Consider the following 22,601-nt stretch of genomic DNA (forward strand, 5'->3'; position numbering starts at 1 on the left):
GCCTGTCCAGGCAGTGAGACAGGTGTCATAAGGGGTGACGCTCCTGTCATCGCCTGTCATCATGTGCCGGTGCGTACCTCTGACAGCAGCGTGAGCGGGGGCGGCAGGGGAGTGGGGCTCGGACTCGCCCTCCTGTCCGCGGTGGCCTTCGGTGGATCCGGTGTCGCGGCGAAGCCGCTCATCGAGGCAGGCCTTGACCCGCTGCACGTGGTGTGGCTGCGCGTGGCCGGGGCCGCCCTGGTCATGCTGCCGCTCGCCGTGCGGCACCGGACGCTGCTGCGCAGGCGCCCCGGGCTGCTCGCCGGGTTCGGGCTGCTGGCCGTCGCGGGGGTCCAGGCCTGCTACTTCGCGGCGCTCTCCCGGATCCCCGTCGGGGTGGCGCTGCTCATCGAGTACCTGGCGCCCGCACTGGTGCTGGGCTGGGTGCGGTTCGTGCAGAAGCGGCCGGTGACGCGCGCCGCAGCCGTCGGTGTCGTGCTCGCGGTCGGCGGACTCGCCTGTGTCGTGGAGGTGTGGTCCGGTCTCGGGTTCGACGCGCTGGGGCTGCTGCTCGCGCTCGGCGCGGCCTGCTGCCAGGTCGGCTACTTCGTCCTGTCCGACCAGGGCAGCGACGCCGGGGACGAGGCGCCCGACCCGCTGGGTGTCATCGCCTACGGGCTGCTCGTCGGCGCGACCGTGCTCACCGTCGTGGCCCGGCCCTGGACGATGGACTGGTCGGTGCTCTCGGGCACCGCGAGCATGAACGGACGGCCCGTCGCCGCCGTCGTGCTGCTGGCGTGGATCGTCCTGGTCGCCACGGTCGTCGCCTACGTCACCGGCGTGGTCTCCGTGCGCCGGCTCTCCCCGCAGGTCGCCGGGGTCGTGGCCTGTCTCGAGGCGGTCATCGCCACCGTCCTGGCCTGGGTCCTGCTCGGCGAGCACCTCTCGGCGCCGCAGATCGCCGGCGGGGCGATCGTGCTGGTGGGCGCGTTCATCGCGCAGTCCTCGACGCCCTCGAAGGGGTCCGCCCAGCCGGTGGCGAGCGGCGGCCCCGAAAGGGAATTGTCCCGGCGCGGGACCAGCGCCTAAGGTGTCGATCATGCCTTCGAACGCACTCGTTCTTCCGCCTCCGGCTGCCTGAGGCGGGCCCTCCGGAAACCGCGCCCGGCGATGTGCCGCCGCGCAGAACGGTGCTGCCCGCAGACGAAGTCCACGGATCCCGCGTCCCGACCGGTCCGGGACCCTTCCCGAACTTCCGCGCACCGGCCGCCGCCCGTCGCGTGCGGCGCGTCGTGCGCGTCTGCGGAGAGAACACGTGTCGAACACTGCTTCCGGCCTGCCCACCGGGCGGGGTCTGCTCTACCTGATCGTCGCCGGTGCCGCCTGGGGCACCGCGGGCGCGGCCGCCTCGCTGGTCTACCGGGCCAGTGACATGGGGCCCGTCGCCCTCTCCTTCTGGCGCTGCGCCGCCGGTCTCGTGCTGCTGCTCGCCGTGCGCCCGCTGCGGTCGCGCACCCGGGGGCCCGTCACGGAGCCGCTGCGCCGCCGGGTGCTGCGAGCCGTCGTCACCGGGCTCGGTCTCGCGGTCTTCCAGACGGCGTACTTCGCCGCCGTCTCCGCCACCGGTCTCGCCGTGGCCACCGTCGTCACGCTGGGCGCCGGGCCCGTCCTCATCGCGGTCGGGGCCCGGCTGACCCTGGCCGAGCGTCTGGGGCGGGGCGGCGCGGTGGCCGTCCTGGGTGCCCTCGCAGGGCTCGCCGTTCTCGCCCTCGGCGGCGGGGGCACGACCGTACGCCCCGTGGGGGTGCTGCTCGCGCTGCTGTCCGCGGCCGGATACTGCGTCATGACGCTGCTCACCCGCCGGTGGGGCCGCGACGGCGGGGGCGACGCCACTGGGACGACCGCGGGTGCCTTCGCCGTGACGAGCCTGTTCCTGTTGCCGTTCGCTCTGGTGGAAGGGTTGCTGCCGCATGCTGAGGAGCCCGGCCGGTTCGTCCTTCTGCTGGTGTACGTGGCCGCGGTCCCCACGGCCCTCGCCTACGGCCTCTACTTCGCGGGCGCGGCCGTCGTACGGTCCGCCACCGTCTCGGTGATCATGCTGCTCGAACCGGTGAGTGCGGCGGTGCTGGCCGTCGTCCTGCTCGGCGAGCACCTCACGGCGGCGACGCTGACCGGAACCCTGCTGATGCTGGGCTCGGTGACCGGCCTCGCGGTGGGGGAGGCGCGGGGAGCGCGGCGCCCGGAGGAACCGGTGACGGCCCTGTGAGGCGGGGCGGGCGGCTCCCCGGGCCTGCTGCGGGCGGGCCCCGCTGCCCGCGCGTGCCGCAGACGGGGCCTCGCCCGCGACGCCCGCGCGTGTCGGCCGGCGGGGTCTCGCCCGCTACGCCTGCGCCTGCTGTCGGCGCAGCAGGTGGTCGCGTGCCATGGCGTCGCCCGGGCCGCCGCGGGCCGCGAGACCTGTGGCGATCCGGTCCCGGACCTCGGCAGGCCTGTGATTGGCGTACTTGAATTTCGCCCGTACGTCCGTCACTTCGAGGCGCAGGGCGCGGATGCCCGCGAGCATCCTGCCGAAGGGGGCCTCGCCCACCGCCGCCCGCGCGGAGCCGCCCCGCGGCTGGAAGTGGTCGACCTGGCGGTTGAGCAGCTCGGCCTTCTCCGCCGGGTCGTCCACGACGTGAGCGCGGCAGCGGAGCTGGACGGCCGTGTAGAAACTCGTCGGGGTGCCGTGCTCCGGAGGGACGTCCGGGGCGGCCTGCCAGGGGCCCGGTACGAACACGTAGTCGTCCACCACGCTCAGCACCACGTCCGGGGCCGCCTCCAGCGCGGGCCAGAGCGGGTTCGGGCGGGCGAGGTGGGAGACGGCCTCGCGGCGCCCCGCGTCGTAGACGAAGTGCAGCGGCTGGACGTGGGGCGGTTCGCCCGGCAGGCCGTTGACGGCGAGCTGGCCGAAGTCGTGGTGCGCCAGCCACTGCTGCCATTCGGTGTCGTCGTGGGGCGCGTCCCAGGGGTGGATCAGCATCACAGGGCCGTGAGGTAGCCGGGCAGTCCGGTGCCGGGGGCCAGACCGGGATCGGGGGCCGGGGTGCCGTAGGTGCGCCGGACCGGGACGACGCCGGCCCAGTGCGGGAGGGCGAGGTCCTCCGGTTCGTCGTTCACGCCGCCGGTGCGCAGCTTCGCGGAGACCTCGTCCAGGTCCAGACGGATCACGGCGGTGGCCGCCAGCTCCTTCTTGTTGGCCGGGCGCGAGTCCGCGGAGCGGCCGGGCACGGCGTGGTCGACCAGCGCGTCCAGGGCCTGCCGCTTCTCCTCGGGGTCCGTTACGGCGCGGGCGACGCCGTGCACCACCACGGAGCGGTAGTTGATCGAGTGGTGGAAGGCCGAGCGGGCCAGGACCAGACCGTCGACATGGGTGACCGTCAGGCAGACCGGGAGGCCGGGGTCGGCCTGGCCCGCCGCACGCAGCGGACGCGAACCCGTCGAGCCGTGCACGTACAGCCGTTCGCCGACCCGGGCGTACAGGGTGGGCAGCACCACAGGCGCACCGTCGCGGACGAAACCGAGGTGGCAGACGTAGGCCTCGTCGAGTATCGCGTGCACCAGGTCCTTGTCGTAGGACGCCCGGTCAGGGGAGCGGGTGGGGACCGTGCGGTCGGTCGGCGTGTAGGCGGTGTCGGGCTGCGACGGCGTCTGCGCGGTCCCCTGCATGGCGCTCTCCATTGCACTAGTGCATACTTGGCTTTGTGCTAGGAGAGTATCCGATCCAGGGGCGGCGCGCAGCGGACATCTCCGCGAGCGTCGAGCGTGCGGTGGGGGCAGGCGAGCTGCGGCCCGGTCAACTTCTGCCTCCGATGAGGGAGTTGGCGCAGCGGCTGGGGGTGAATCCCAACACGGTCGCGGCCGCGTACCGGACGCTGCGCGAGCGCGGGGTCATCGAGACGTCGGGCCGGCGCGGCAGCCGGGTGCGGTCCGTACCGGCGACGACCGGGCGGGAGTACTTCCGGGTGGATGTCCCCGAGGGGGTACGCGACCTCGCGCAGGGCAATCCGGATCCGGCGCTGCTGCCGAGCCTCGCGGGCGCGTTCGCGGCGGCCGCCGCCGAGGGCGACCGGACACCCGTGCTCTACGGCGACACCCCCGTCGACCCGGAGCTGGCCCGGACGGCCCGGGCCGGACTCGACGCCGACGGGGTGCCCGACGGGCCGCTCACCGTGGTCTCCGGCGCCCTGGACGGCGTCGAACGGGTGCTGGCGGCCCACCTCAAACCCGGTGACACCGTCGGCGTCGAGGACCCCGGCTGGGGCCGCACCCTCGACCTGGTCCCCGCGCTCGGGCTGCGGACCGTCCCGGTCGGTGTCGACGATGAGGGGCCCCGCCCGGAGGACGTGCGCCAGGCGCTGGAGGCCGGGGCGCGGGCCCTGATCGTCACGGACCGGGCGCAGAACCCGACCGGCGCGGCGGTGAGCGCCGCACGCGCGCGTGCCCTGCGGGCCGTGCTCCGGGAGCATCCGGAGGTGCTGCTGGTCGAGGACGACCACGGTCACGGCATCGTCGACGTGCCGCTGCACCCGCTGGCCGGCGTCACCCGGCACTGGGCGCTCGTGCGCTCGGCCGCCAAGGCCTATGGTCCCGACCTGCGGCTCGCCGTGCTCACCGGCGACGCCATCACCGTCGACCGGGTGAGCGGGCGTCACCGGCTGGGGCCGGGATGGGTGAGCCGGCTGATGCAGCGGGCTCTGGTGCGGCTGTGGGCCGACGGCGCGGTGGACACCGCCGAGGTGGCGGCGTCGTACGGACGACGGCGGAACGCGCTGATCGGGGCGCTCGGACGACGCGGCGTCACGGCGAGCGGGCGCAGCGGGATGAACGTGTGGGTGCCCGTGCCGGACGAGACCGGCGCCGTCGCCCGGCTGCTGCACGCCGGCTGGGCCGTGGCCCCCGGCGCGCGCTTCCGGCTGACCGCGCCGCCCGGCATCCGGGTCACCGTCTCGACCCTCGCCGACGAGGAGGTCGAGCCCCTGGCCGATGCGATCGCCTCGGCCCTCGGACCCGCCCCCGCGCGCAGTTACGTCTGAGCCGCCCGGCCGGGCTGCCCCGGCCGGGATGCCGGTCGGGGCTTCGGCCTGACTTGGGTGAGGGCCGCGCCCGTCAGCACGATCACCGCCCCGACCGGCGTCGACCAGGTGAGGGCCTCACCGAGAAGCGCTACGCCCGCGGCCGTGGCGATGACCGGAATGAAGTACGTCACCATCTGGGCGGTCGTCGGGCCGACTTCGGCGACCAGGCCGTACTGGAGGAGGACCGCGAGGCCGGTGCCCAGCGCGCCCAGGGCGGCGATCGCCAGCAGCGGTGCGACGGACAGGCGGGTGGGCATGGTCGTGAACAGCGGGGTGACGACGGCCAGCTGGACCGTCGCCAGCAGCAGTTGCGCGCCGGTCATCGACAGGTGCGAGTGGCCGGTGCCGGCGAGGGTGCGGCGCACGTAGATCCAGCCGACCGGGTAGCTCAGGGAGGCCAGCAGGGCCAGCGCGGTCCCGGTGGCGTCCAGGCCGTGGAAGCCCTGCCACGCGCCCAGCACCGTGAGCACCCCGAGGAAGCCCAGCCCGAGGCCGGCGACCCGCACCCGGGTCGGGCGGTCCTCCGACAGGGCGACCAGCGACAGCGCCATGCCCCACAGTGGCGAGGTCGCGTTGCAGATGCCAGCCAGGGTGGACGGGATGGTCAGCTCGGCGTACGCGAACAGGGAGAACGGCAGGGCGTTGAGCAGGAACGCGGCGATCGTCAGATGCCCCCAGACGCGCATCCCGCGCGGCAGCCGCTCGCGTCGTACGGCCATCGCGGCGGCCAGCACCGCCGTGCCGAACACCAGTCGGCCGAACGTCACCTGGAACGGCGCGTAGGTCTCGGTGCCCACCTTGATGAGGAGGAAGCTGAAGCCCCAGATCAGCGACAGGGCGGCGAACCGGATGCGCCAGTCGACGAGGCGGCGGGGCGGAGCGGGCGAGGCGGTGGTGGCGCGGCCGGCCGGGGTGGTGACGGTGCTCATGGCAGCAACGATGCGGCAACAGAACCTCGTAGCACAATCGAGATTTCGCACTCGATACTGCGTAGCATTGCTTACATGTTGAACCTGGAGCGCCTGCGCACCCTCGACGCCCTCGCCCGGCACGGCTCGGTGAGCGGGGCGGCCGAGGGGCTGCACATCACGACGTCCGCCGTCTCGCAGCAGTTGTCCAAGCTGGAGCGCGAGGTCGGCCAGCAACTCCTCGCCAAGAACGGCCGGGGCGTGCGGCTCACCGACGCGGGCCGGCTGCTCGCCGAGCACGCCGCGCGCATCCTGTCCCAGGTGGAACTCGCCCAGTCCGACCTGGAGGCGCAGCGCGGGCAGGTCGTCGGCGAACTCAGACTGTCGGCGTTCCCGACGGCCGCGCGGGGCCTGTTCCCGCGCGCGCTGGCCGCACTGCGCGAGCAGCACCCCGCGCTCCGGCTGCGGTCCTGCGAACTGGAACCGGAGAACGGCATCGCCGGGGTGGTGCGCGGCGATCTCGACCTCGCCGTGGTGCTCGACTGGTACAACAAGCCGATGGCGCTGCCCGAGGGCCTGGTCAAGGCGTCGATCCTGGACGACCCGGCCGAGGTCGCCATGCCGGTGGATCACCGGCTCGCGGGGCGCGACGAGGTGGACCTCGGCGAGTTCGCCGACGACGAGTGGATCACCTGGGGCGACGGCGAGTTCTGCCACGAGTGGCTGATGTTCACGCTCCGCTCCAAGGGCGTCGAGCCGATCGTCGGCCATCGCGCCGCCGAGACCCACACCCAGCTCGCGCTGGTCGCCGCGGGCCTCGGCGTGTGCATCGCCCCGCTGCTCGGCCGCCACCCCGTGCCCGACGGGGTCGTGACCGTCCCCCTCCGGCAGCGGGTCCGCCGGCATGTGTACGTCGTCTGGCGGGCGGACGCGGACCGCCGTCCGTCGATCCGGGCGGCGGTGAAGGCCCTGCGGGCGGCGGGGGAGGGCGTCGGCTGAGCGTCCGGTCAGCGGCTACTGTCCGGCCAGCTTCCGGAAGTCCCAGGAGACGATCTTCTGCGGCGTCAGCCGGATCCAGGCGTGCCGGCCGTCGTGCGGCATCTCCTCCAGGCCGAAGTTCTTCCGCGCGAACAGCATCTCGGGCACGTCGAGTTCGGCGCGCAGCTCACCCGTGCGCGGTATCTCGCCCACGAACTCGACGGTGCCCGACAGCTCGGCGCCGCGCAGCTCGTCGTACTCCTCGCCGGTGTCGACCACGATCGCCACCCGCGCATCGCGCCGCAGGTCGGTCCAGCGCTTGCTGCGCACGACCGAGTACAGCCACATCGAGGTGCCGTCCCAGGCGAACCACAGCGTGCTCACGTGCGGCGCACCGTCGGCCGACACCGTGGCGACCCGGCAGGTGCGCTGCGTGGTCAGGAACTCGTCCAGCTCGCCCGGCGTCATCATGATCTTCCGGCCCCTGCGCTGCTGCGTGACGGTCATGCTCCCCCTCTTTCTCCCACGTCGTGCCAGAGGAGATCCTCTGACATCACGTCAGAAAAGGATGAGTGCTCTTCCGTCCGTGCGCAATGGTGGTTACGCTCGCCCGCCCGGCCGCCGGTGACAGGGGGAAGACCGTGCCCTCGTACGCAGTGCTCCGCGAACTCCTCGAACCGCGCACGACCGTGCTGCTCACCGTGGAATGCCAGGAGGGCGTCGTCGGGGCGGACAGCGCCCTGCCCGAACTCGCCGCACAGGCACGCGCCGGCGGCGCCCTCGTCAACGTCGCCCGGCTGGTGGCCGCCGCCCACGACTGCGGCGTCCAGGTCGTCCACGCCGTCGCCGAGCGCCGCCCCGACGGCCGCGGCGCCAGTCGCAACGCCCGCCTCTTCCGCGCCGCCGCCCGCCTGCCCGTCCAGCAGCTGACCGGCACGCCCGCGGTGCGGGTGGCCACCCCCATCGAGGTCGCCGATGAGGACCTCGTCGTCCGGCGTCTGCACGGGCTGTCGCCCCTGCACGGCACCGACGTCGACCCGCTGCTGCGCAACCTCGGCTGCCGCACGCTGATCGTCACCGGCGTCTCCGCCAACGTGGCCGTGCCCAACGCCGTGTTCGACGCCGTGAACCACGGCTACAGCGTCGTCGTCCCGGCGGACGCCATCGCGGGAGTGCCCGCCGACTACACCCCCGCGATGATCCGCCACACCCTCGCGTTGGTCGCCACGGTCGCGACCACGGACGAGGTACTGGCCTGCCTGGAGCGGGCGCGCGGCGTCAGGCCAGTGTGATGGAGTCGCCCTTCACACTGATCTTCTTCGCCTCCAGCGGTTCCACCGCCGGGCCCTTCTTCACACTGCCGTCGAGGACGGAGAACTGACTGCCGTGGCAGGCACAGGAGATGACGTCGTCCTTCAGGTCCACCATCGGACACTTCTGGTGGGTGCAGATCGTCGAGAAGGCCTTGTAGTCGCCCGCGGCCGGCTGCGACACCACGACCTTCTCGTCCTTGAAGATCTTGCCGCCGCCCTCGGGGATGTCGGCGGTCTTCGCGAGCGCCGCACCACCGGCTCCCGCCCCGGTGGACGAGCCACCCCCCTCGTTCGTCGCGCCGCCGCCGGCGGCACCCTGTTCGGTGGACGGGTCGGACGCCTTGTCCTCCGAACCGCACGCCGTCAGCGCCACGGTGAGCCCCGCCGCGCCGACCGCCGCCACGACGGTGCGGCGGCTCGGTCCCGACGTCGGCTGAACTGATTCGCTGGTCATGCTGACGTTCCTTCCGGGGGAATTCGTGATCTGCGGAGAGGTACGGCCCTTGCGGACCGGCTGTTCAGACCCTGCCGAAATCCTGACCGGTTCGTGCGAGGACACGGGTAAAACGCAGCTGTCGGTTCGCTGTCGGGTTCCGGCCCGCACCCGCGAGGCCGCCGCCACGGCCGTCCGGTACGTCAGTAACCTGGGGCGATGCTCAAGGAAGTGATCGCGACCCGCTTCATCGCGCCCCTGCGCGAGGGCGGTTCGCTGCCGGGCCTGGTCGAGGCCGACGACTCCGGCACCTACGTCCTGAAGTTCACCGGCGCGGGACAGGGACGCAAGACCCTCGTCGCCGAAGTGGTCTGCGGGGAACTCGCCCGGCGTCTCGGGCTGCGGATGCCGCGCCTGGTCACCGTCGAACTCGACCCGGAACTGGGGCTGGGAGAACCGGACGAGCAGGTGCAGAGTCTGCTCCGGTCCAGCGGCGGCACCAACCTCGGCATGGACTTCCTCTCCGGCGCCCTCGGCTTCGACCCGCTCGCCTTCCCGGTGAGCTCTGAGGAGGCCGGCCGAGTGGTCTGGTTCGACGCACTGATCAACAACGTCGACCGGTCCTGGCGCAATCCCAACATGCTCAGGTGGCGGGGGGAGCTGTGGCTCGTCGACCACGGCGCGACGATGATCTGGCACCACAACTGGCCCGGTGTGGAGGCCTCCGCCGCCCGTCCCTACGACGCCTCCGACCACGCGCTGGCGCCCTTCGCCCCCGATGTCGCCGCCGCGGCCGCCGCGTTGGCGCCCCTGGTCACCGAGGAACTCCTCGCCGACGTCACCGCGCAGATCCCGGACGCCTGGCTCACGGACGAGCCCGGCTTCACCGAGCCGGACGATCTGCGCCAGGCCTACGCCCGCCCGCTGCTGGCACGGGCCGCCGTCATCCACGACCGCATCCAGGGGCTGAAGTGAACGACCGGCACATCATCAAGGGCGGCCCCCGGGACCGTCACGTCTACGAGTACGCCGTCCTGCGCGTCGTCCCCCGCGTCGAACGGGGCGAGTGCATCAACGCCGGGGTCCTGGTGTACTGCCGCGCCGAGTCCTACGTCGGCGCCCGCACCCACCTCGACGAGGCCCGCCTGCTGGCCCTCGACCCCCGGGCCGACGTGGCCGGGGTGCGCGCCGCCCTGCGTGCGGTGGAGGGCCTGTGCGCGGGCGGATCGGCGGCCGGTCAGGCGGCGTCCGACGACCCCGGCCGCCGCTTCCGCTGGCTGGTCGCCCCCCGCTCCACGATCGTCCAGCCCGGCCCGGTGCACACCGGTCTGACCACGGACCCGGCGGCGGAGACAGGGCGGTTGCTGGACCTGCTGGTGAGGTGAGGGGCGACCGGCCGTCCGGCAGCACCCGTCCGTCAGTGCCGGCGGCGCCGCACCACGTATCCGGCCGCGAGAGCCGCACCGGCCGCGAAGCTCAGGCCGATCGCCAGCTCCCAGTCGCTCGGCCCCGAGGCCACCGCGCCGCCGAGTCCGCCCCGCACGCCCCCGGACGGGCTGCTGGACGGACTGACGGAGGGACGGGTGGAGGGTCCGGCCGACGCGCTCGCGGACCGGGTGGGTGAAGCGGTGGGAGACGCGGTGGGGGAGGCGGTGGCCGAAGCGGTGGGCGAGATGATGCCGCGGTGGGCCAGTGCCTCGCACGCGATGCCGTCGTCCGGGCCCTCGTCCTCGTCGAGTCTGTGCGGATCGCTGCGATCCGCGTCGAAGACGGCCTGCGCGTCCTCCTGGAAGGCGAAATCGCGGCAGTCCAGGTCCTGCCGGGCATGAGCGGGGTCGGCCATGGGCACGATCGCGGCGACCGCGAACAGCGCGCCCAGGGCCCCGGTGCGACGGCGCATGGAGCGCCTCCCTTCCGAACGTGGGTGGCTCGCGCTTCGACGCTAGGCACCGAGGGGCCCGGCGGCGCGCCGCCGTGGGCCGATCGAGTGGTGTCGGGACGTCGCAGGACCGGGCGGGCCCGGGTAATGGATCACATGCCGCCCCCGGCCGTTGACACCGCGTGCCAGGGCTTCTAGCGTCACACCCACTGAAGGTACTAAGCGGTCGCTCACCTGAGGAGTAGCAGTCATGTCCACCACTGAGCAGCGGGTTGCCGTCGTGACCGGTGCCGCGCGCGGCATCGGTGCCGCCACCGCCGTACGACTGGCCGCCGAGGGCCGCGCGGTCGCCGTGCTCGACCTCGACGAGGCGGCCTGCAAGGACACCGTCGAGAAGATCACCGCCGCCGGCGGCAAGGCCATCGCCGTCGGCTGCGACGTCTCCGACGAGGCGCAGGTCGAGGCGGCCGTCGCGCGGATCGCCGAGGAGCTCGGCGCCCCGACGATCCTGGTCAACAACGCGGGCGTGCTGCGCGACAACCTGCTGTTCAAGATGAGCGTCTCCGACTGGGACACCGTCATGAACGTGCATCTGCGCGGCGCCTTCCTGATGTCCAAGGCATGCCAGAAGCACATGGTGGACGCGGGCTTCGGCCGGATCGTCAACCTGTCGTCGTCGTCCGCGCTCGGCAACCGCGGCCAGGTGAACTACTCGGCCGCCAAGGCGGGCCTGCAGGGCTTCACCAAGACCCTCGCCAAGGAACTCGGCAAGTTCGGGGTCACCGCCAACTCCGTCGCCCCCGGCTTCATCGCCACCGAGATGACCAAGGCCACCGCCGACCGCGTCGGCATGGGCTTCGAGGACTTCAAGGCCGCCGCCGCCACCCAGATCCCGGTGGCCCGGGTCGGTGAGCCGGAGGACATCGCCAACGCCATCGCCTTCTTCACCGGCGAGGCGGCCGGATTCGTCTCCGGCCAGGTGCTGTACGTGGCCGGCGGACCGCTCGACTAAGGACGAACAGACATGACTTCCGTGGAACTCTCCGGCAAGGTCGCCCTGGTCACGGGCGCCAGCCGCGGCATCGGCTACGGCGTCGCCGAGGCCCTGGTCGCGCGCGGCGACCGCGTGTGCATCACCGGCCGCAACGAGGACGCCCTCAAGGAGGCCGTCGAGCAGCTCGGCGCCGACCGCGCGGTCTACGTCGCGGGCAAGGCGCACGACGAGGCCCACCAGGCCGTCGCCGTCGAGCGCACGATGGAGGCCTTCGGCCGCGTCGACTACCTGGTCAACAACGCGGGCACGAACCCCGTGTTCGGGCCGATCGCCGACCTGGACCTGAACGTCGCCCGCAAGGTGTTCGAGACCAACGTCGTCTCGGCGCTCGGCTTCGCCCAGCGGACCTGGCACGCCTGGCAGAAGGACAACGGCGGCGCGATCGTCAACATCGCCTCCGTCGCGGGCCTGTCGCCGTCGCCGTTCATCGGCGCCTACGGCATCAGCAAGGCGGCGATGATCAACCTGACCGTGCAGCTCGCGCACGAGTTCGCGCCCAGGGTGCGGGTCAACGCGATCGCCCCCGCCGTGGTGAAGACCAAGTTCGCCCAGGCCCTGTACGAGGGCCGGGAGGAGGAGGCCGCGGCGGCCTACCCGCTGGGCCGGCTCGGTGTGCCCTCCGACATCGGGGGCGCGGCCGCGTTCCTCACCTCCGAGCAGTCCGACTGGGTCACCGGCCAGACACTCGTCGTCGACGGCGGCATCTTCCTCAACGCCGGAACCGGCTGACGAGGACCGCGCACCCGGACCGGAACGGGCGCCCGCCGGCACGAGCGGCGCCCGTTCCGGCGGGCAAAAGCTCCGCAAAGTGCGATGACAACGTCGTCAAAGGTTTAGTGATCAAGCTGTCATGGACGGGGAGGGTCAGGGGGCGCGGCACTGCGGTATGGTCTGCCGACCCTTGGTATGGCAGATCGAGGAGCGTGCGCGTGTTCAACCGGAACCGGTGCCTGCGGCAGGTGGCGGCCATCGCGTCCATATCGTCCCTGCTCGCCGGATGCGGCGTGCTGTCGTCCGACACCCCGGAGGACGAGGGGCCGATCGTCGTGGGCACCACCAGTTCGCCCAGCACACTCGACCCTGCCGCGTCCTGGGACAGCTCCTGGGAGCTCTTCCGCAACATCTACCAGACGCTGCTGAGCTACCCGACGGGCGCGAGCACGCCCCAGCCGGACGCCGCCGAGAAGTGCGGCTTCAGCGACTCCTCGAACCAGGTCTACCGCTGTGAGCTGCGCGAGGGCCTGACGTTCTCCAACGGGGACGCGCTCGACGCCCGGGCGGTGAAGTACTCGTTCGACCGGATCCGCAAGATCAACGTCAACGGCGGGCCCGCCGGTCTGCTGGGCAGCCTCGAGCGGGTCCAGGCGCCGAACGCCCGCGAGGTGGTCTTCCACCTCAACAAGCCCGACTCGACCTTCCCGTTCGTGCTCGCCACCCCCGCCATGTCGATCGTGTCCCCGGACGCCTACCCGGACGACAGCCTGCGCAAGGGCGACGACGCGGTCGGGTCGGGGCCGTACACCCTCGACTCGTACGCCGAGGGCAAGGAGGCCGTCCTCGTCCGCAACGACGCCTACAAGGGCTACGCGGAGCGCCGGAACGACGCGGTGACCGTCCGCTACTTCCAGGACTCCGCCACCATGGTGAAGGCACTGCGGGACAAGGACATCGACGTGACCTACCGCGGTCTGGCGGCAGGTGACGTGGTCGAACTCCAGGGCAAGTCCTCCAAGGACGAGGAGATCCAGCTCGTCGAGGGCACCGGCACCGACATCAACTACCTGGTGTTCAACCCGAAGGACTCCTGGGCGAACAAGAAAGCCGTGCGCCAGGCCGTCGCGCAGGTCGTCGACCGGGCGGCGATCGCCCACAAGGTCTACAAGGACACCGTCGACCCGCTGTACTCCATGGTCCCCAAGGGACTCACGGGCCACACCACGGGCTTCTTCGACGACTACGGCGACCCCGACATCGCCAAGGCCCGCAAGATCCTCACCGAGGCGGGCATCAATCAGCGCGTCCCGCTCACCCTCTGGTACACCAGCGACCGCTACGGCTCCGAGACCGCCGGCGAGTTCAAGGAGCTGAAGCGCCAGCTGGAGGCCTCCGAGCTGTTCACGATCAACCTGAAGAGCCGGCCCTGGAAGACGTACGTCGAGGGCTACCAGAAGGGCGAGTACCCGGTCTTCGGACGTGGCTGGTTCCCCGACTTCCCGGACGCGGAGAACTTCATCGCGCCGTTCGTCGGCGACCAGAACGCCCTGGGCACGCCCTACCCGGCGCCCGAGATCACCGGTGACCTGCTGCCCCGCTCGCGCCGGGAGAGCGACCGCGCGAACGTGGTGAAGGAGTTCGAGGAGGCCCAGCAGATCCTCGTGGACGACGCGCGGCTGCTGCCGCTGTGGCAGGGCCGGCAGTACGTGGCGGCCAGCCGGGACATCTCGGGCGCGGAGCGGGCCATGGACCCGTCGACGATCATGATGATGTGGGAGCTGCACCGCAAGACCGCCTGGTAGGCGGTCCGGCACCGGGCCTTCCCGGGCGCGTTGTCAGTGGTCGCCTGTAGGTTCTGTGGCCTGTAAGTGACCGCACATCGTGAGGACGTTGACGTGACCGACATCGCCATGCTGCCCGAGTCCTGGCGCGGGGTTCTGGGCGACGAACTGCAGCAGCCCTGGTTCAAGGAGCTGACGGAGTTCGTCGAGGAGGAGCGGGCGAAGGGTCCCGTCTACCCGCCGCGCGAGGAGGTCTTCGCCGCGCTGGACGCCACGCCTTACGAGGGGGTCAAGGTCCTGATCCTCGGTCAGGACCCGTACCACGGCGAGGGACAGGGGCACGGACTGTGCTTCTCGGTCCGGCCGGGGGTGCGGGTGCCGCCGTCCCTGCGCAACATCTACAAGGAGATGCAGCAGGAGCTGGGCACGCCGATCCCGGACAACGGCTACCTGATGCCGTGGGCCGAGCAGGGCGTGCTGCTGCTCAACGCGGTCCTCACGGTCCGTGGCGGCGAGGCCAACTCGCACAAGGGCCGGGGCTGGGAGAAGTTCACCGACGCGGTGATCCGGGCCGTTGCCGAGCGCCCCGACCCGGCGGTCTTCGTGCTGTGGGGCAACTACGCGCAGAAGAAGCTCCCACTGATCGACGAGTCCCGGCACGTCGTGGTCAAGGGTGCGCATCCCTCGCCGCTGTCGGCGAAGAAGTTCTTCGGCTCGCGCCCCTTCACGCAGATCAACGAGGCCGTGGCGGCGCAGGGCCACACACCGATCGACTGGACGATCCCGAACCTGGGCTGAGGCCTGCCGGTCGCGTGCGTGCGGGGACGGGCCCGGTGGTGTCCGGTGGCGCGGGTCGAGCCGTGACCGTTCCGGTGGTCTCCGGTGGCGTGGGCCAGGCCGGACGGGTCCGGTGGCGTGGCCCGTGCCATGACGGCCAAGGTGGTGTTCGGAGCCGCCTGAGCCGGATCGTCCCCGCCTGCGGTTAGCGTCGGCGGGAACAGCCGGCGAGTGCGCGGAGGGCGTCGTGGCGGAGCGACAGGAGCAGGCGGCGCCCGATGCCGTGCTGACCCGGATCGGGCAGGTGGTCATGCTGCACCACGCGGGGGACCGGGAGGAGGCCCGGACCCGGCTCCTCGGCCTGTGGGCGGAGATCGGCGAGCACGGCGACGTGCTGCACCGCTGCACCCTCGCCCACTACCTCGCCGACACCCAGGACGACCCGGCGGACGAACTGGCCTGGGACCTACGGGCGCTGACGGCCGCCGAGGAGGCCAGACAGGAGGCCCGCGCGCTCACCGCGGTGGCCGCGCTCTACCCCTCCCTGCACCTGAACCTGGCCGACGACTACGTCCGCCTCGGTCGGGACGACGCCGCCCGCGCGCACCTGCGGCGGGCCCGGGAATCGGCTTTCGCCCTCGCCGACGACGGGTACGGCACGGGCGTGTGGGCGGCCATCGCTCGGCTGGAGTCGCGGCTGGGGGAGGGCGGCTCGGGGACGTGGCCGCCGCCGCCCCGGCAGCGTCCCTGACGCGGCCGGTCAACGCCCGTAGGCCTCGCGGCAGGCCGTGGCCTCCGGGCTGTCCGCCCGCCACCCCCCGTAGCGCCTGCCCAGCGCGCACACGTCCGCTTGGCTCTTCGGCACGCGCTTCACGACGTCCTTGCGCATCGACTCCGACCAGTCGGGGACGACGTCGTGCGACCGCTGAGGGCCGCGCGGTGCGGGCTCGGCGCGTTCCGGACGCGCCGGGCGCGGACGGACCTGGCGCTGCCCGGGCGGCTGCGCCGCGTGCTGCCGCGGGGCCGCCGCAGGAGCGGCCGGGCGGGTCGCCGGCAGGGCCGGCTCCGGCCGACGGGGCTCCTCTTCGATGAGCAGCAGGGCCTCCCGGGCCGGTGGCTGCACGACCGGGGTCTCCGCCGCACCATCCGGTTCCGGCGCCGACAGCCGGGAGGGTGCCGACGCGGGCCCCGGTGCGGGGGGTTGCGCGACTGTCGTACAACCGGAGAGGGCCGAGACCGCCACGGTCACCAGGAGCGTCGCTGTGGTCGTGGTTCGATGCACCCGCGCAACTCTGGTGCGTCGGGCCCTCCGTGGGGCGGCGGACAGGCGGGAGTTGCTCCGCACGGGTGATCTCCCGCCCCGTACGGAGGGCTCTCGTGTGACGGGGGTGACGTGTGGTGAGGCGTGGCGGCGGTGAGGTGCGGGGGCGTGACGAGCGCGACGCCACGGCGGCGACGCGCGCAACGCTTGACGCGTGCGACAGCGGTGGCCCGCGCAACGCTTGATACCTGCGACGACGGTGCCGTCCGTGGCAGCCGCGGGTCAGTCGCCGGTCGTGCCGTCGATCCGCTCGCGGATCAGGTCGGCGTGGCCGTTGTGCCGCGCGTACTCCTCGATCATGTGGGTGTAGAGCCAGCGCAGGTTGAACCGCTCACCGGTGCGCCGGTGCTTGCCCTCGGTGATGTCGTCCAGGCCGAAGCGGGCCGCGTTGCGCTGGGCCGTCTCGATCTCGGCCTGCCAGGTGGCGTACGCCTCCTCCCAGGTGTCGGACTCGGAGAGATGGAACTCGCCGTCCGGGTCCTCCTCGGTGTAGTAGATCGGGCCGGCGTCCTCGGCCGTGAGCACCTTGCGGAACCAGCCCCGCTCGACCTCCGCCATGTGCCGCACCAGTCCCATCAGGCTCAGCCCGGACGGTTCCACCGCGGCGGTGCGGAGCTGGGCGTCGGTCAGACCCTCGCACTTCCAGGCAAGGGTCTGGCGGTGGTAGTCCAGCCAGCCCTCCAGCATGGTGCGCTCGTCGGCGGTGGTGGCGGGTTCCCGGCGTTCGTTCGTCATGGACGCATCCTTTCCGAGCCTCCCCGGCCGCACCACAAGATTTTCAGCCCCCGAGCATCCCTTCCAGGAGTTCCCGCAGGCCGGCCCGCACCTCCTCCAGGCTCGGCACCCGGGCACCGAACGACCCCGCCACGCAGCTGAACATCAGCCCGTCCGCCCAGGCGATCAGCGACAGGGTGTGCCGGGCCGGGTCCGTCGAGCCCATGCCGGTGACGAGGGTGGTCAGCTGGTCCCGGAAGCGGGCGCCGGTGGCGTCGAAGAAGGCCCGCAGCTCGGGGCGGCGCGTCGCCTCCAGGGCCAGCTCGTACCGGGCGAGGGTGAGCGCGCGGTGGTGCGTCAGCGCCCGGTGGGCCGCGAGCGCCAGCGCGTCGGCCAGTGAGCCGGTGCCCGCCGCCGGGTCCGGCATCTCGTGCAGGGCCAGCACCCGCGCCTCACGGTCGGCCAGACGCCGCACCGCCAGCTCCAGCAGGGCCTGCCGGGTCCGCGCGAGGTTGGAGGTGGAGCCCTGGGGGAGCCCGGCCGCCTCGTCGACCGCCCGGTGGGTGAGGCCGCGCATGCCGCGCTCGGCGAGCAGGGCGAGGGCGGTGTCGGCGACGAGGTCGGCGCGGGCGGGACCGGCGGTGCGAACGGACATGGGGCTCACGCTACCCGCCTGACTACATCTGTAGTAACGTCGACCGTGTCACTACAGATGTAGTCCGCTTCGAGGAGGAGCCATGGCACAGCCCGGGCACGCCGTGGTGATCGGCGGCGGGATAGCAGGCCTCACGGCCGCGGTCGCCCTGCACCGGCGCGGCCTGCGGGTCACCGTGCTGGAGCGGGCCCGCTCGCTGGAGCCGGCCGGCGCCGCGATCTCCCTCGCGCCCAACTCCCTGCGCGCGCTGGACGTCATCGGCCTCGGCGACGAGATCCGCGACCTCGCCGCCTGGTCGGGGGACGGTGGCCTGCGCGCCCCGAGCGGGCGGTGGGTCTCCCGCTCCTCCGCCGCGGCCGCCGCCCGGCGCTTCGGCGGCCCGCTCGTCCTGCTGCCCCGCGCCACCCTGATCGAGCGTCTCGCCGCCCTCCTCCCGAAGGACGCCGTCCGCACGGACGCCGCCGCGGCTCTCACGGACAGCGGCGGACCCGGCCGGGCGGCCCGCGTCACGACCTCGGACGGCGCACTCGAAGCGGACCTGGTGGTCGGCGCGGACGGCGTCCGGTCCGCCGTGCGCGGGGCGCTCTTCCCCGGCCATCCGGGGCCCGTCTACTCCGGATTCACCACCTGGCGGGTCATGATCCCCGTCCCCGGTGCCCGCTTCGCCTCGCACGAGACCTGGGGCCCGGGCCGCCTCTGGGGCACCCACCCGCTGAAGGACGGACGCGTCTACGCCTACGGCGCCGCCCTGACCCCCGCCGGAGGCCGGGCGCCCGACGACGAGAAGTCCGAGTTGCTGCGCCGCTTCGGCGACTGGCACGACCCGATCCCCGCCGTGCTCGCCGCCGCCCGGCCCGAAGACGTCCTGCGGCACGACGTCCACCACATCGCCGAACCTCTTCCCGCCTACCACCGGGGCCGGGCCGCCCTGCTCGGCGACGCCGCGCACGCCATGCCCCCGAGCCTCGGCCAGGGCGGCAACCAGGCGATCGAGGACGCCGTCGTGCTCGCCCACCACTGTGGCGACCTCGCCGCCTACACCGCCGCGCGGCGGCCGCGTACGACCGCGATCGCACGCCAGGCCGTGCGGGCGGCCCGGCTCAGCCTCATGAGCAGCCGGGCCGGCATCGCCGTGCGCGACACGGCCTTCGCCGCGCTGTCGAAGGCCGGACCCGCTCTCTTCCTGCGCAGTTTCGACGGCATCGCCGACTGGGCGCCCCCGCAGCGGCCGTATGCTTCCGGGCAGACCCCGGCAGGCAACCGTTAGAGGAGATCACCCCGTGAAGGTCGGCTGCATCGGACTCGGCGACATCGCGCAGAAGGCCTACCTCCCGGTCCTCGCCTTCCAGCCCGGCGTCGAACTGCACGTGCAGACCCGTACGCCCGCCACGCTCGACCGGGTCGCCGAGGGCCTGCACATCCCGCCGGAGCGCCGGCACACCACCCTCGACTCACTGCTCGCGGCGGACCTCGACGCGGCCTTCGTGCACGCGCCCACGCTCGTGCACCCGGAGATCGTGACCCGGCTGCTGGAGGCGGGCGTCCCGACGTACGTCGACAAGCCGCTCGCCTACGAGCTCGAGGACTCCGCGCGGCTGGTGGCGCTCGCCGAGGAGCGGGACGTGAGCCTCGCCGTCGGGTTCAACCGGCGCTTCGCCCCCGGCTACACCCAGTGCGCCGACCATCCGCGCGAGCTGATCCTCATGCAGAAGAACCGCATCGGGCTGCCGGAGGAGGCCCGCGCGATGATCCTCGACGACTTCATCCACGTCGTCGACACCCTGCGCTTCCTCGCGCCCGGCGAGATCGACGACGTGACCGTGCGCGCCCGGGTCCGCGACGGGCTGCTGCACCACCTGGTGCTCCAGCTCGCCGGGGACGGCTTCACCGCGCTCGGCCTGATGAACCGGCTCAGCGGTTCCGCCGAGGAGATCCTCGAGGTGTCCGGGCAGGACACCAAGCGGCAGGTGGTCAACCTCGCCGAGGTCGTCGACCACAAGGGCCAGCCGACCGTGCGGCGGCGCGGCGACTGGGTGCCGGTGGCCCGGCAGCGCGGGATCGAACAGGCGGTGCTCGCGTTCCTCGACGCGGTCCGGGCGGGCCGGGTGCTCAGCGCCCGGGACGCGCTGGAGACCCATGAACTGTGCGAGCGGGTGGTACGTGCGGTTCAGGATCAGACCGCCTGATCCGCATGGTCCGCGCGCCCTCGCCGGCGGCCCACAGGGCGAGGATCAGCATCGCCGCGTGCACCGTCCAGTCGCCGTGGCGGACGTAGAACGTGGTGCCGTGGGCGAGGGGGATGTCGTAGACTCGCGCGGTGGAGGCGTCCGTGCCGAGCCACGATCCGGCGCGCTGTCCGTCCGGGCCGTAGACGGCGGACACACCCGTCAGGGTCGAGTGCACCATGGGGCGGCCGGTCTCGGCGGCCCGCAGCGCGGCGAGCGAGGCGTGCTGCTCGGGTGCCCAGCTGTGCTGGAAGGTGGACGTCGACGACTGGCCGATCAGTACGTCGACGCCCTCCCGGGTGAGGTGGCGTGTCATGTCCGGGAAGGCGGTCTCGAAGCACACCAGCGGGCCGACGCGCAGCTCGTGCCCGACGTTCATCACGATCGGCTGCGAGCCGCGCCTGCGGTCCTCGCCCGCGGCCTTGCCGACCGAGGTGGCCCAGCCGAGCAGGGAGCGCGCCGGGATGTACTCGCCGAACGGTACGAGCCGCATCTTGTCGTAGCGCTCGCCGGTGAGGCCGTCGGGCCCGACCAGGACCGAACTCTTGTAGATGCCGGGTTTGTCGGAGCGCCGGGCGTCCACGTTGACCAGGATGTCCGCGCCCGTCGCACGGGAGAGGGCCGCGAGCCGCCGGGCGAGGTCGGGCCGGTCGCCGAGGTCGAAGCCCACACTGCTCTCGCCCCAGACGATCAGGTCGACGTCCTGCCCGGCGAGCCGGCGGGTGAGCTGCTCCTCGCGGTCGAACCGGCTGTCGGGGCCGACGATGACACCCGGCTGCACGACCGCGATCCTGACCTGGCCGTCGACGGCGGGGCGGGGCGAGAACGCCCAGGCGGCGGAGGTGGCCGCGGCCGTGGCGACCAGGCCTGCCAAGGCGGGCACCCGCGCCGTGCGCAGCGCGACCAGGACGGCGACCGCCACGTTGACGGTCACCAGCAGGTAACTGAGCAGCCACACCCCGCCGACCGAGGCGAGCCGAAGTGCGGGTCCGGCCTGCCACTGGCTGCTGCCGAGCATGCCCCAGGGGCCGCCCAGTCCCTGCCAGGAGCGGATCAGTTCGACGGCCAGCCAGCCCGAGGGCAGCACCAGCAGCGCCACGGCCACGTCACGTCGTGAGGGGAGTCCGCCCAGCAGACGGCGCACCAGCCAGCCCCAGGGGGCCCACAGGGCGCCGAGGAGGGCGGCGATGACGAACGTGAACACGTTCAGGCTCGGCAGCAGCCAGTGGTGCATGGCCAGCATGAAGCCGAAGCCACCGCACCAGCCGTCGTAGGCGGCCCGCTTCCCGGTCGGCGCGGTGCGCAGCAGCAGGAGCCAGGGGACCAGGGCTACGTAGGCGCACCACCACAGCGACGGCGCGGGGAACGCGAGGACGGGGAGGGCACCCGCGGCCGCCGCGGCGGCCGAGCGGCGCCACGGGGAGGCGAGCCAGTGGCCGAGCGTCTTCATAGGCGCCTCCTACCCCGCGGGTGCCTCCAGTGTGCGCCCCGTGGACGATCTAGGACACCGGACGCGGGGTCAGTGGACCACAGGTGCCGTCCGCGGCTCGGGAAGACGCCGCCACTTCTCCCGTACGACCACTCCGCTCAGCCGCCAGCCGGCGTCGGTGCGCAGCACCGCGAAGGCGTACCGGCCGCCGCACACGAAGTCGGGAGCGGGCCCGGCGGTGGCCATGGGGTTGACGTAGTCGGCCTGCACCTCGGCAGTGTCGCCGGTGTCCTGCTCCCAGATCCCGAAGCGCACCCGGCGGTTGACGATCAGGTGCTGCCGCATCGGGAACAGCCGCAGGCTCTCCGCGAGCCAGGCCGCGACCGTCCGGGCCTCTCCCTCGATGCCGCCGGCCGAGCGGTAGTCCGCCCGCCCCCGAGGAGCGAACAGCTCCTGGTACGCCTCCCAGTCTCCGTCGTCCACCGCCACCGCGTAGTCGGTGATCAGTCCGTCGACGGCCAGCCGGTCTCTCACGGTGGCGAGTTCCACGCGCTGCGTCATCGGCTCAGTGTTGGCCATGGCGGGGGCCGGGCCAAGAGCCGTGCGCGAGAGATATTCGGTGGCCGTCGACGGGCCCGGGGGCCCAGCCTGTCCCTCGTGAACGACCGAAACGAACCGAAGTACCAGGTGAGGGCCCGCCACACGGAGTCCACGATCACCGTCTATCAGGCCTACCGCCCTGAGATCGGCGGCCCCGCTGCCCGCCACGGCCGCTTCCCGGCCGCCTGGAAGCGGGAGCGCATGACGTGGATCAAGCCCTCGTTCCTGTGGATGATGTACCGCTGCGGCTGGGGCACCAAGGAGGGCCAGGAGACGGTCCTCGCGATCGAGATCGACCGCGAAGGCTTCCTCTGGGCGCTGCGCCACGCCTGCCTGTCCCACCACGTCCCCGCCCTGCACGGCGACCAGGCCGCCTGGAAGCGGCAGTTGAGGCAGGCGCCCGCGCGGGTGCAGTGGGATCCGGAGCGGGATCTGCGTCTCAACCCGCTGCCCCACCGGTCGCTCCAGCTGGGGCTCGCGGGGGAGGCCGCCGCGCGGTACGCGGACGAGTGGATCGTCGGGATCGAGGACGTCACACCGCTCGCCACGGAGATCCACGGGCTGGTGCGGGCAGGACAACTGGAGTCGGCCGCCGGGCTGTTGCCCGAGGAGCGGCCCTTCGCCGTCGACGACGAGGTGCTGGCGCGGCTGCGCGCGTAAGGGGTGCGGTCACGGGTCGGGAAGGGGGCGGGCTGGGGACCCAGGTGGTGCACGGGCCGGAAAAGGG

General features: G+C 72.8%; 26 protein-coding genes. 15 read left to right on the forward strand and 11 right to left on the reverse strand.

Annotation, left to right across the window (positions count from 1 at the left end):
• Positions 1-63 precede the first annotated feature (63 nt).
• Positions 64-1,068 (forward strand): EamA family transporter, encoded by a 1,005-nt coding sequence (locus ACIQU3_RS24650; RefSeq protein ID WP_403744334.1) that lies wholly within the window; start codon positions 64-66, stop codon positions 1,066-1,068.
• Between the two features lie 226 nt (positions 1,069-1,294).
• Positions 1,295-2,245: a DMT family transporter gene (locus ACIQU3_RS24655; RefSeq protein ID WP_403927760.1), complete on the forward strand. Its 951-nt coding sequence runs from the start codon at positions 1,295-1,297 to the stop codon at positions 2,243-2,245.
• Positions 2,246-2,359: 114 nt separating this feature from the next.
• Here ACIQU3_RS24655 and ACIQU3_RS24660 read toward each other — a convergent pair whose 3' ends face one another.
• Complete coding sequence (locus tag ACIQU3_RS24660; RefSeq protein ID WP_403927763.1) at positions 2,360-2,998, reverse strand: FMN-binding negative transcriptional regulator; 639 nt, start codon at positions 2,996-2,998, stop codon at positions 2,360-2,362.
• Entirely contained in the window at positions 2,998-3,684 is a 687-nt protein-coding gene (locus ACIQU3_RS24665) for a pyridoxamine 5'-phosphate oxidase family protein (protein WP_403927766.1), read from the reverse strand. The genes ACIQU3_RS24660 and ACIQU3_RS24665 overlap by 1 nt, the downstream gene beginning before the upstream one ends.
• A 35-nt stretch (positions 3,685-3,719) precedes the next feature.
• Between ACIQU3_RS24665 and ACIQU3_RS24670 the strand changes: the two genes are divergently transcribed.
• Positions 3,720-5,051: an aminotransferase class I/II-fold pyridoxal phosphate-dependent enzyme gene (locus ACIQU3_RS24670; protein WP_403927769.1), complete on the forward strand. Its 1,332-nt coding sequence runs from the start codon at positions 3,720-3,722 to the stop codon at positions 5,049-5,051.
• Here ACIQU3_RS24670 and ACIQU3_RS24675 read toward each other — a convergent pair.
• Positions 5,042-6,022, reverse strand: a complete 981-nt coding sequence (locus ACIQU3_RS24675; RefSeq protein WP_403927772.1) for a DMT family transporter — start codon at positions 6,020-6,022, stop codon at positions 5,042-5,044. The two genes, ACIQU3_RS24670 and ACIQU3_RS24675, sit on opposite strands and share 10 nt — an antisense overlap.
• Positions 6,023-6,097: 75 nt before the next feature.
• Here ACIQU3_RS24675 and ACIQU3_RS24680 point away from each other — a divergent pair, with 75 nt between their 5' ends.
• Positions 6,098-7,000 carry a LysR family transcriptional regulator gene (locus ACIQU3_RS24680; protein WP_403744347.1) on the forward strand — a complete coding sequence of 301 codons (903 nt, stop codon included), beginning with the start codon at positions 6,098-6,100 and terminating at the stop codon, positions 6,998-7,000.
• A gap of 15 nt (positions 7,001-7,015) precedes the next feature.
• On the opposite strand, the gene ACIQU3_RS24685 is transcribed toward ACIQU3_RS24680, so the two are convergent.
• Entirely contained in the window at positions 7,016-7,486 is a 471-nt protein-coding gene (locus tag ACIQU3_RS24685) for a pyridoxamine 5'-phosphate oxidase family protein (RefSeq protein WP_403744349.1), read from the reverse strand.
• A 134-nt stretch (positions 7,487-7,620) separates the two neighbouring features.
• Here ACIQU3_RS24685 and ACIQU3_RS24690 point away from each other — a divergent pair, with 134 nt between their 5' ends.
• Entirely contained in the window at positions 7,621-8,271 is a 651-nt protein-coding gene (locus ACIQU3_RS24690; protein WP_403927775.1) for a cysteine hydrolase, read from the forward strand.
• Here the strand turns inward: ACIQU3_RS24690 and ACIQU3_RS24695 are convergent.
• On the reverse strand, positions 8,258-8,746 hold the full coding sequence (locus ACIQU3_RS24695; RefSeq protein WP_403927777.1) for a Rieske (2Fe-2S) protein: 489 nt from the start codon (positions 8,744-8,746) through the stop codon (positions 8,258-8,260). The two genes, ACIQU3_RS24690 and ACIQU3_RS24695, sit on opposite strands and share 14 nt — an antisense overlap.
• 198 nt (positions 8,747-8,944) lie before the next feature.
• Between ACIQU3_RS24695 and ACIQU3_RS24700 the strand changes: the two genes are divergently transcribed.
• Both ACIQU3_RS24700 and ACIQU3_RS24705 read left to right on the forward strand, forming a co-directional pair.
• On the forward strand, positions 8,945-9,700 hold the full coding sequence (locus ACIQU3_RS24700) for a HipA family kinase (protein ID WP_403744355.1): 756 nt from the start codon (positions 8,945-8,947) through the stop codon (positions 9,698-9,700).
• The gene (locus ACIQU3_RS24705; RefSeq protein WP_403744357.1) at positions 9,697-10,110 is read left to right on the forward strand and encodes a DUF3037 domain-containing protein; all 414 of its coding nucleotides are present in this window, start codon (positions 9,697-9,699) and stop codon (positions 10,108-10,110) included. The genes ACIQU3_RS24700 and ACIQU3_RS24705 overlap by 4 nt, the downstream gene beginning before the upstream one ends.
• Positions 10,111-10,142: 32 nt before the next feature.
• On the opposite strand, the gene ACIQU3_RS24710 is transcribed toward ACIQU3_RS24705, so the two are convergent.
• The gene (locus ACIQU3_RS24710) at positions 10,143-10,625 is read right to left on the reverse strand and encodes an excalibur calcium-binding protein (RefSeq protein WP_403744358.1); all 483 of its coding nucleotides are present in this window, start codon (positions 10,623-10,625) and stop codon (positions 10,143-10,145) included.
• Between the two features lie 229 nt (positions 10,626-10,854).
• Between ACIQU3_RS24710 and fabG the strand changes: the two genes are divergently transcribed.
• From fabG to ACIQU3_RS24735, 5 genes are all read left to right on the forward strand, one after another.
• The gene (fabG, locus tag ACIQU3_RS24715) at positions 10,855-11,616 is read left to right on the forward strand and encodes a 3-oxoacyl-ACP reductase FabG (protein WP_020270157.1); all 762 of its coding nucleotides are present in this window, start codon (positions 10,855-10,857) and stop codon (positions 11,614-11,616) included.
• Between the two features lie 12 nt (positions 11,617-11,628).
• Positions 11,629-12,387 carry an SDR family oxidoreductase gene (locus ACIQU3_RS24720; protein WP_403744363.1) on the forward strand — a complete coding sequence of 253 codons (759 nt, stop codon included), beginning with the start codon at positions 11,629-11,631 and terminating at the stop codon, positions 12,385-12,387.
• 200 nt (positions 12,388-12,587) lie between these two features.
• Positions 12,588-14,174 (forward strand): ABC transporter substrate-binding protein, encoded by a 1,587-nt coding sequence (locus ACIQU3_RS24725; RefSeq protein WP_403927780.1) that lies wholly within the window; start codon positions 12,588-12,590, stop codon positions 14,172-14,174.
• 93 nt (positions 14,175-14,267) lie between these two features.
• Complete coding sequence (locus tag ACIQU3_RS24730) at positions 14,268-14,951, forward strand: uracil-DNA glycosylase (protein WP_403744368.1); 684 nt, start codon at positions 14,268-14,270, stop codon at positions 14,949-14,951.
• Positions 14,952-15,177: 226 nt separating this feature from the next.
• A complete protein-coding gene (locus ACIQU3_RS24735; RefSeq protein ID WP_403744371.1) occupies positions 15,178-15,681 on the forward strand; it encodes a hypothetical protein in 504 nt (167 codons plus the stop codon).
• A 9-nt stretch (positions 15,682-15,690) separates the two neighbouring features.
• Here the strand turns inward: ACIQU3_RS24735 and ACIQU3_RS24740 are convergent, their stop codons facing one another.
• From ACIQU3_RS24740 to ACIQU3_RS24750, 3 genes are all read right to left on the reverse strand, one after another.
• Positions 15,691-16,053 carry a hypothetical protein gene (locus ACIQU3_RS24740; protein ID WP_403744373.1) on the reverse strand — a complete coding sequence of 121 codons (363 nt, stop codon included), beginning with the start codon at positions 16,051-16,053 and terminating at the stop codon, positions 15,691-15,693.
• A gap of 420 nt (positions 16,054-16,473) precedes the next feature.
• Positions 16,474-16,986 (reverse strand): DinB family protein, encoded by a 513-nt coding sequence (locus tag ACIQU3_RS24745; protein WP_403744375.1) that lies wholly within the window; start codon positions 16,984-16,986, stop codon positions 16,474-16,476.
• Positions 16,987-17,029: 43 nt separating this feature from the next.
• Complete coding sequence (locus ACIQU3_RS24750; RefSeq protein ID WP_403744377.1) at positions 17,030-17,620, reverse strand: TetR/AcrR family transcriptional regulator; 591 nt, start codon at positions 17,618-17,620, stop codon at positions 17,030-17,032.
• An 82-nt stretch (positions 17,621-17,702) separates the two neighbouring features.
• On the opposite strand from ACIQU3_RS24750, the gene ACIQU3_RS24755 reads away from it, so the two are divergent.
• Both ACIQU3_RS24755 and ACIQU3_RS24760 read left to right on the forward strand, forming a co-directional pair.
• A complete protein-coding gene (locus ACIQU3_RS24755; protein WP_403744379.1) occupies positions 17,703-18,887 on the forward strand; it encodes an FAD-dependent oxidoreductase in 1,185 nt (394 codons plus the stop codon).
• A 13-nt stretch (positions 18,888-18,900) separates the two neighbouring features.
• On the forward strand, positions 18,901-19,806 hold the full coding sequence (locus ACIQU3_RS24760; protein WP_403744381.1) for a Gfo/Idh/MocA family protein: 906 nt from the start codon (positions 18,901-18,903) through the stop codon (positions 19,804-19,806).
• Here the strand turns inward: ACIQU3_RS24760 and lnt are convergent.
• Complete coding sequence (lnt, locus tag ACIQU3_RS24765; protein WP_403744383.1) at positions 19,730-21,295, reverse strand: apolipoprotein N-acyltransferase; 1,566 nt, start codon at positions 21,293-21,295, stop codon at positions 19,730-19,732. The two genes, ACIQU3_RS24760 and lnt, sit on opposite strands and share 77 nt — an antisense overlap.
• Before the next feature lie 69 nt (positions 21,296-21,364).
• Positions 21,365-21,835, reverse strand: coding sequence for a nuclear transport factor 2 family protein (locus ACIQU3_RS24770; protein ID WP_403737938.1), 471 nt, complete (start codon positions 21,833-21,835; stop codon positions 21,365-21,367).
• Positions 21,836-21,931: 96 nt separating this feature from the next.
• Between ACIQU3_RS24770 and ACIQU3_RS24775 the strand changes: the two genes are divergently transcribed.
• Positions 21,932-22,534: a DUF4291 domain-containing protein gene (locus ACIQU3_RS24775; RefSeq protein WP_403927782.1), complete on the forward strand. Its 603-nt coding sequence runs from the start codon at positions 21,932-21,934 to the stop codon at positions 22,532-22,534.
• Positions 22,535-22,601 lie beyond the last annotated feature (67 nt).

The organism is Streptomyces sp. NPDC101110 (assembly GCF_044759525.1).
Taxonomy (GTDB): domain Bacteria; phylum Actinomycetota; class Actinomycetes; order Streptomycetales; family Streptomycetaceae; genus Streptomyces.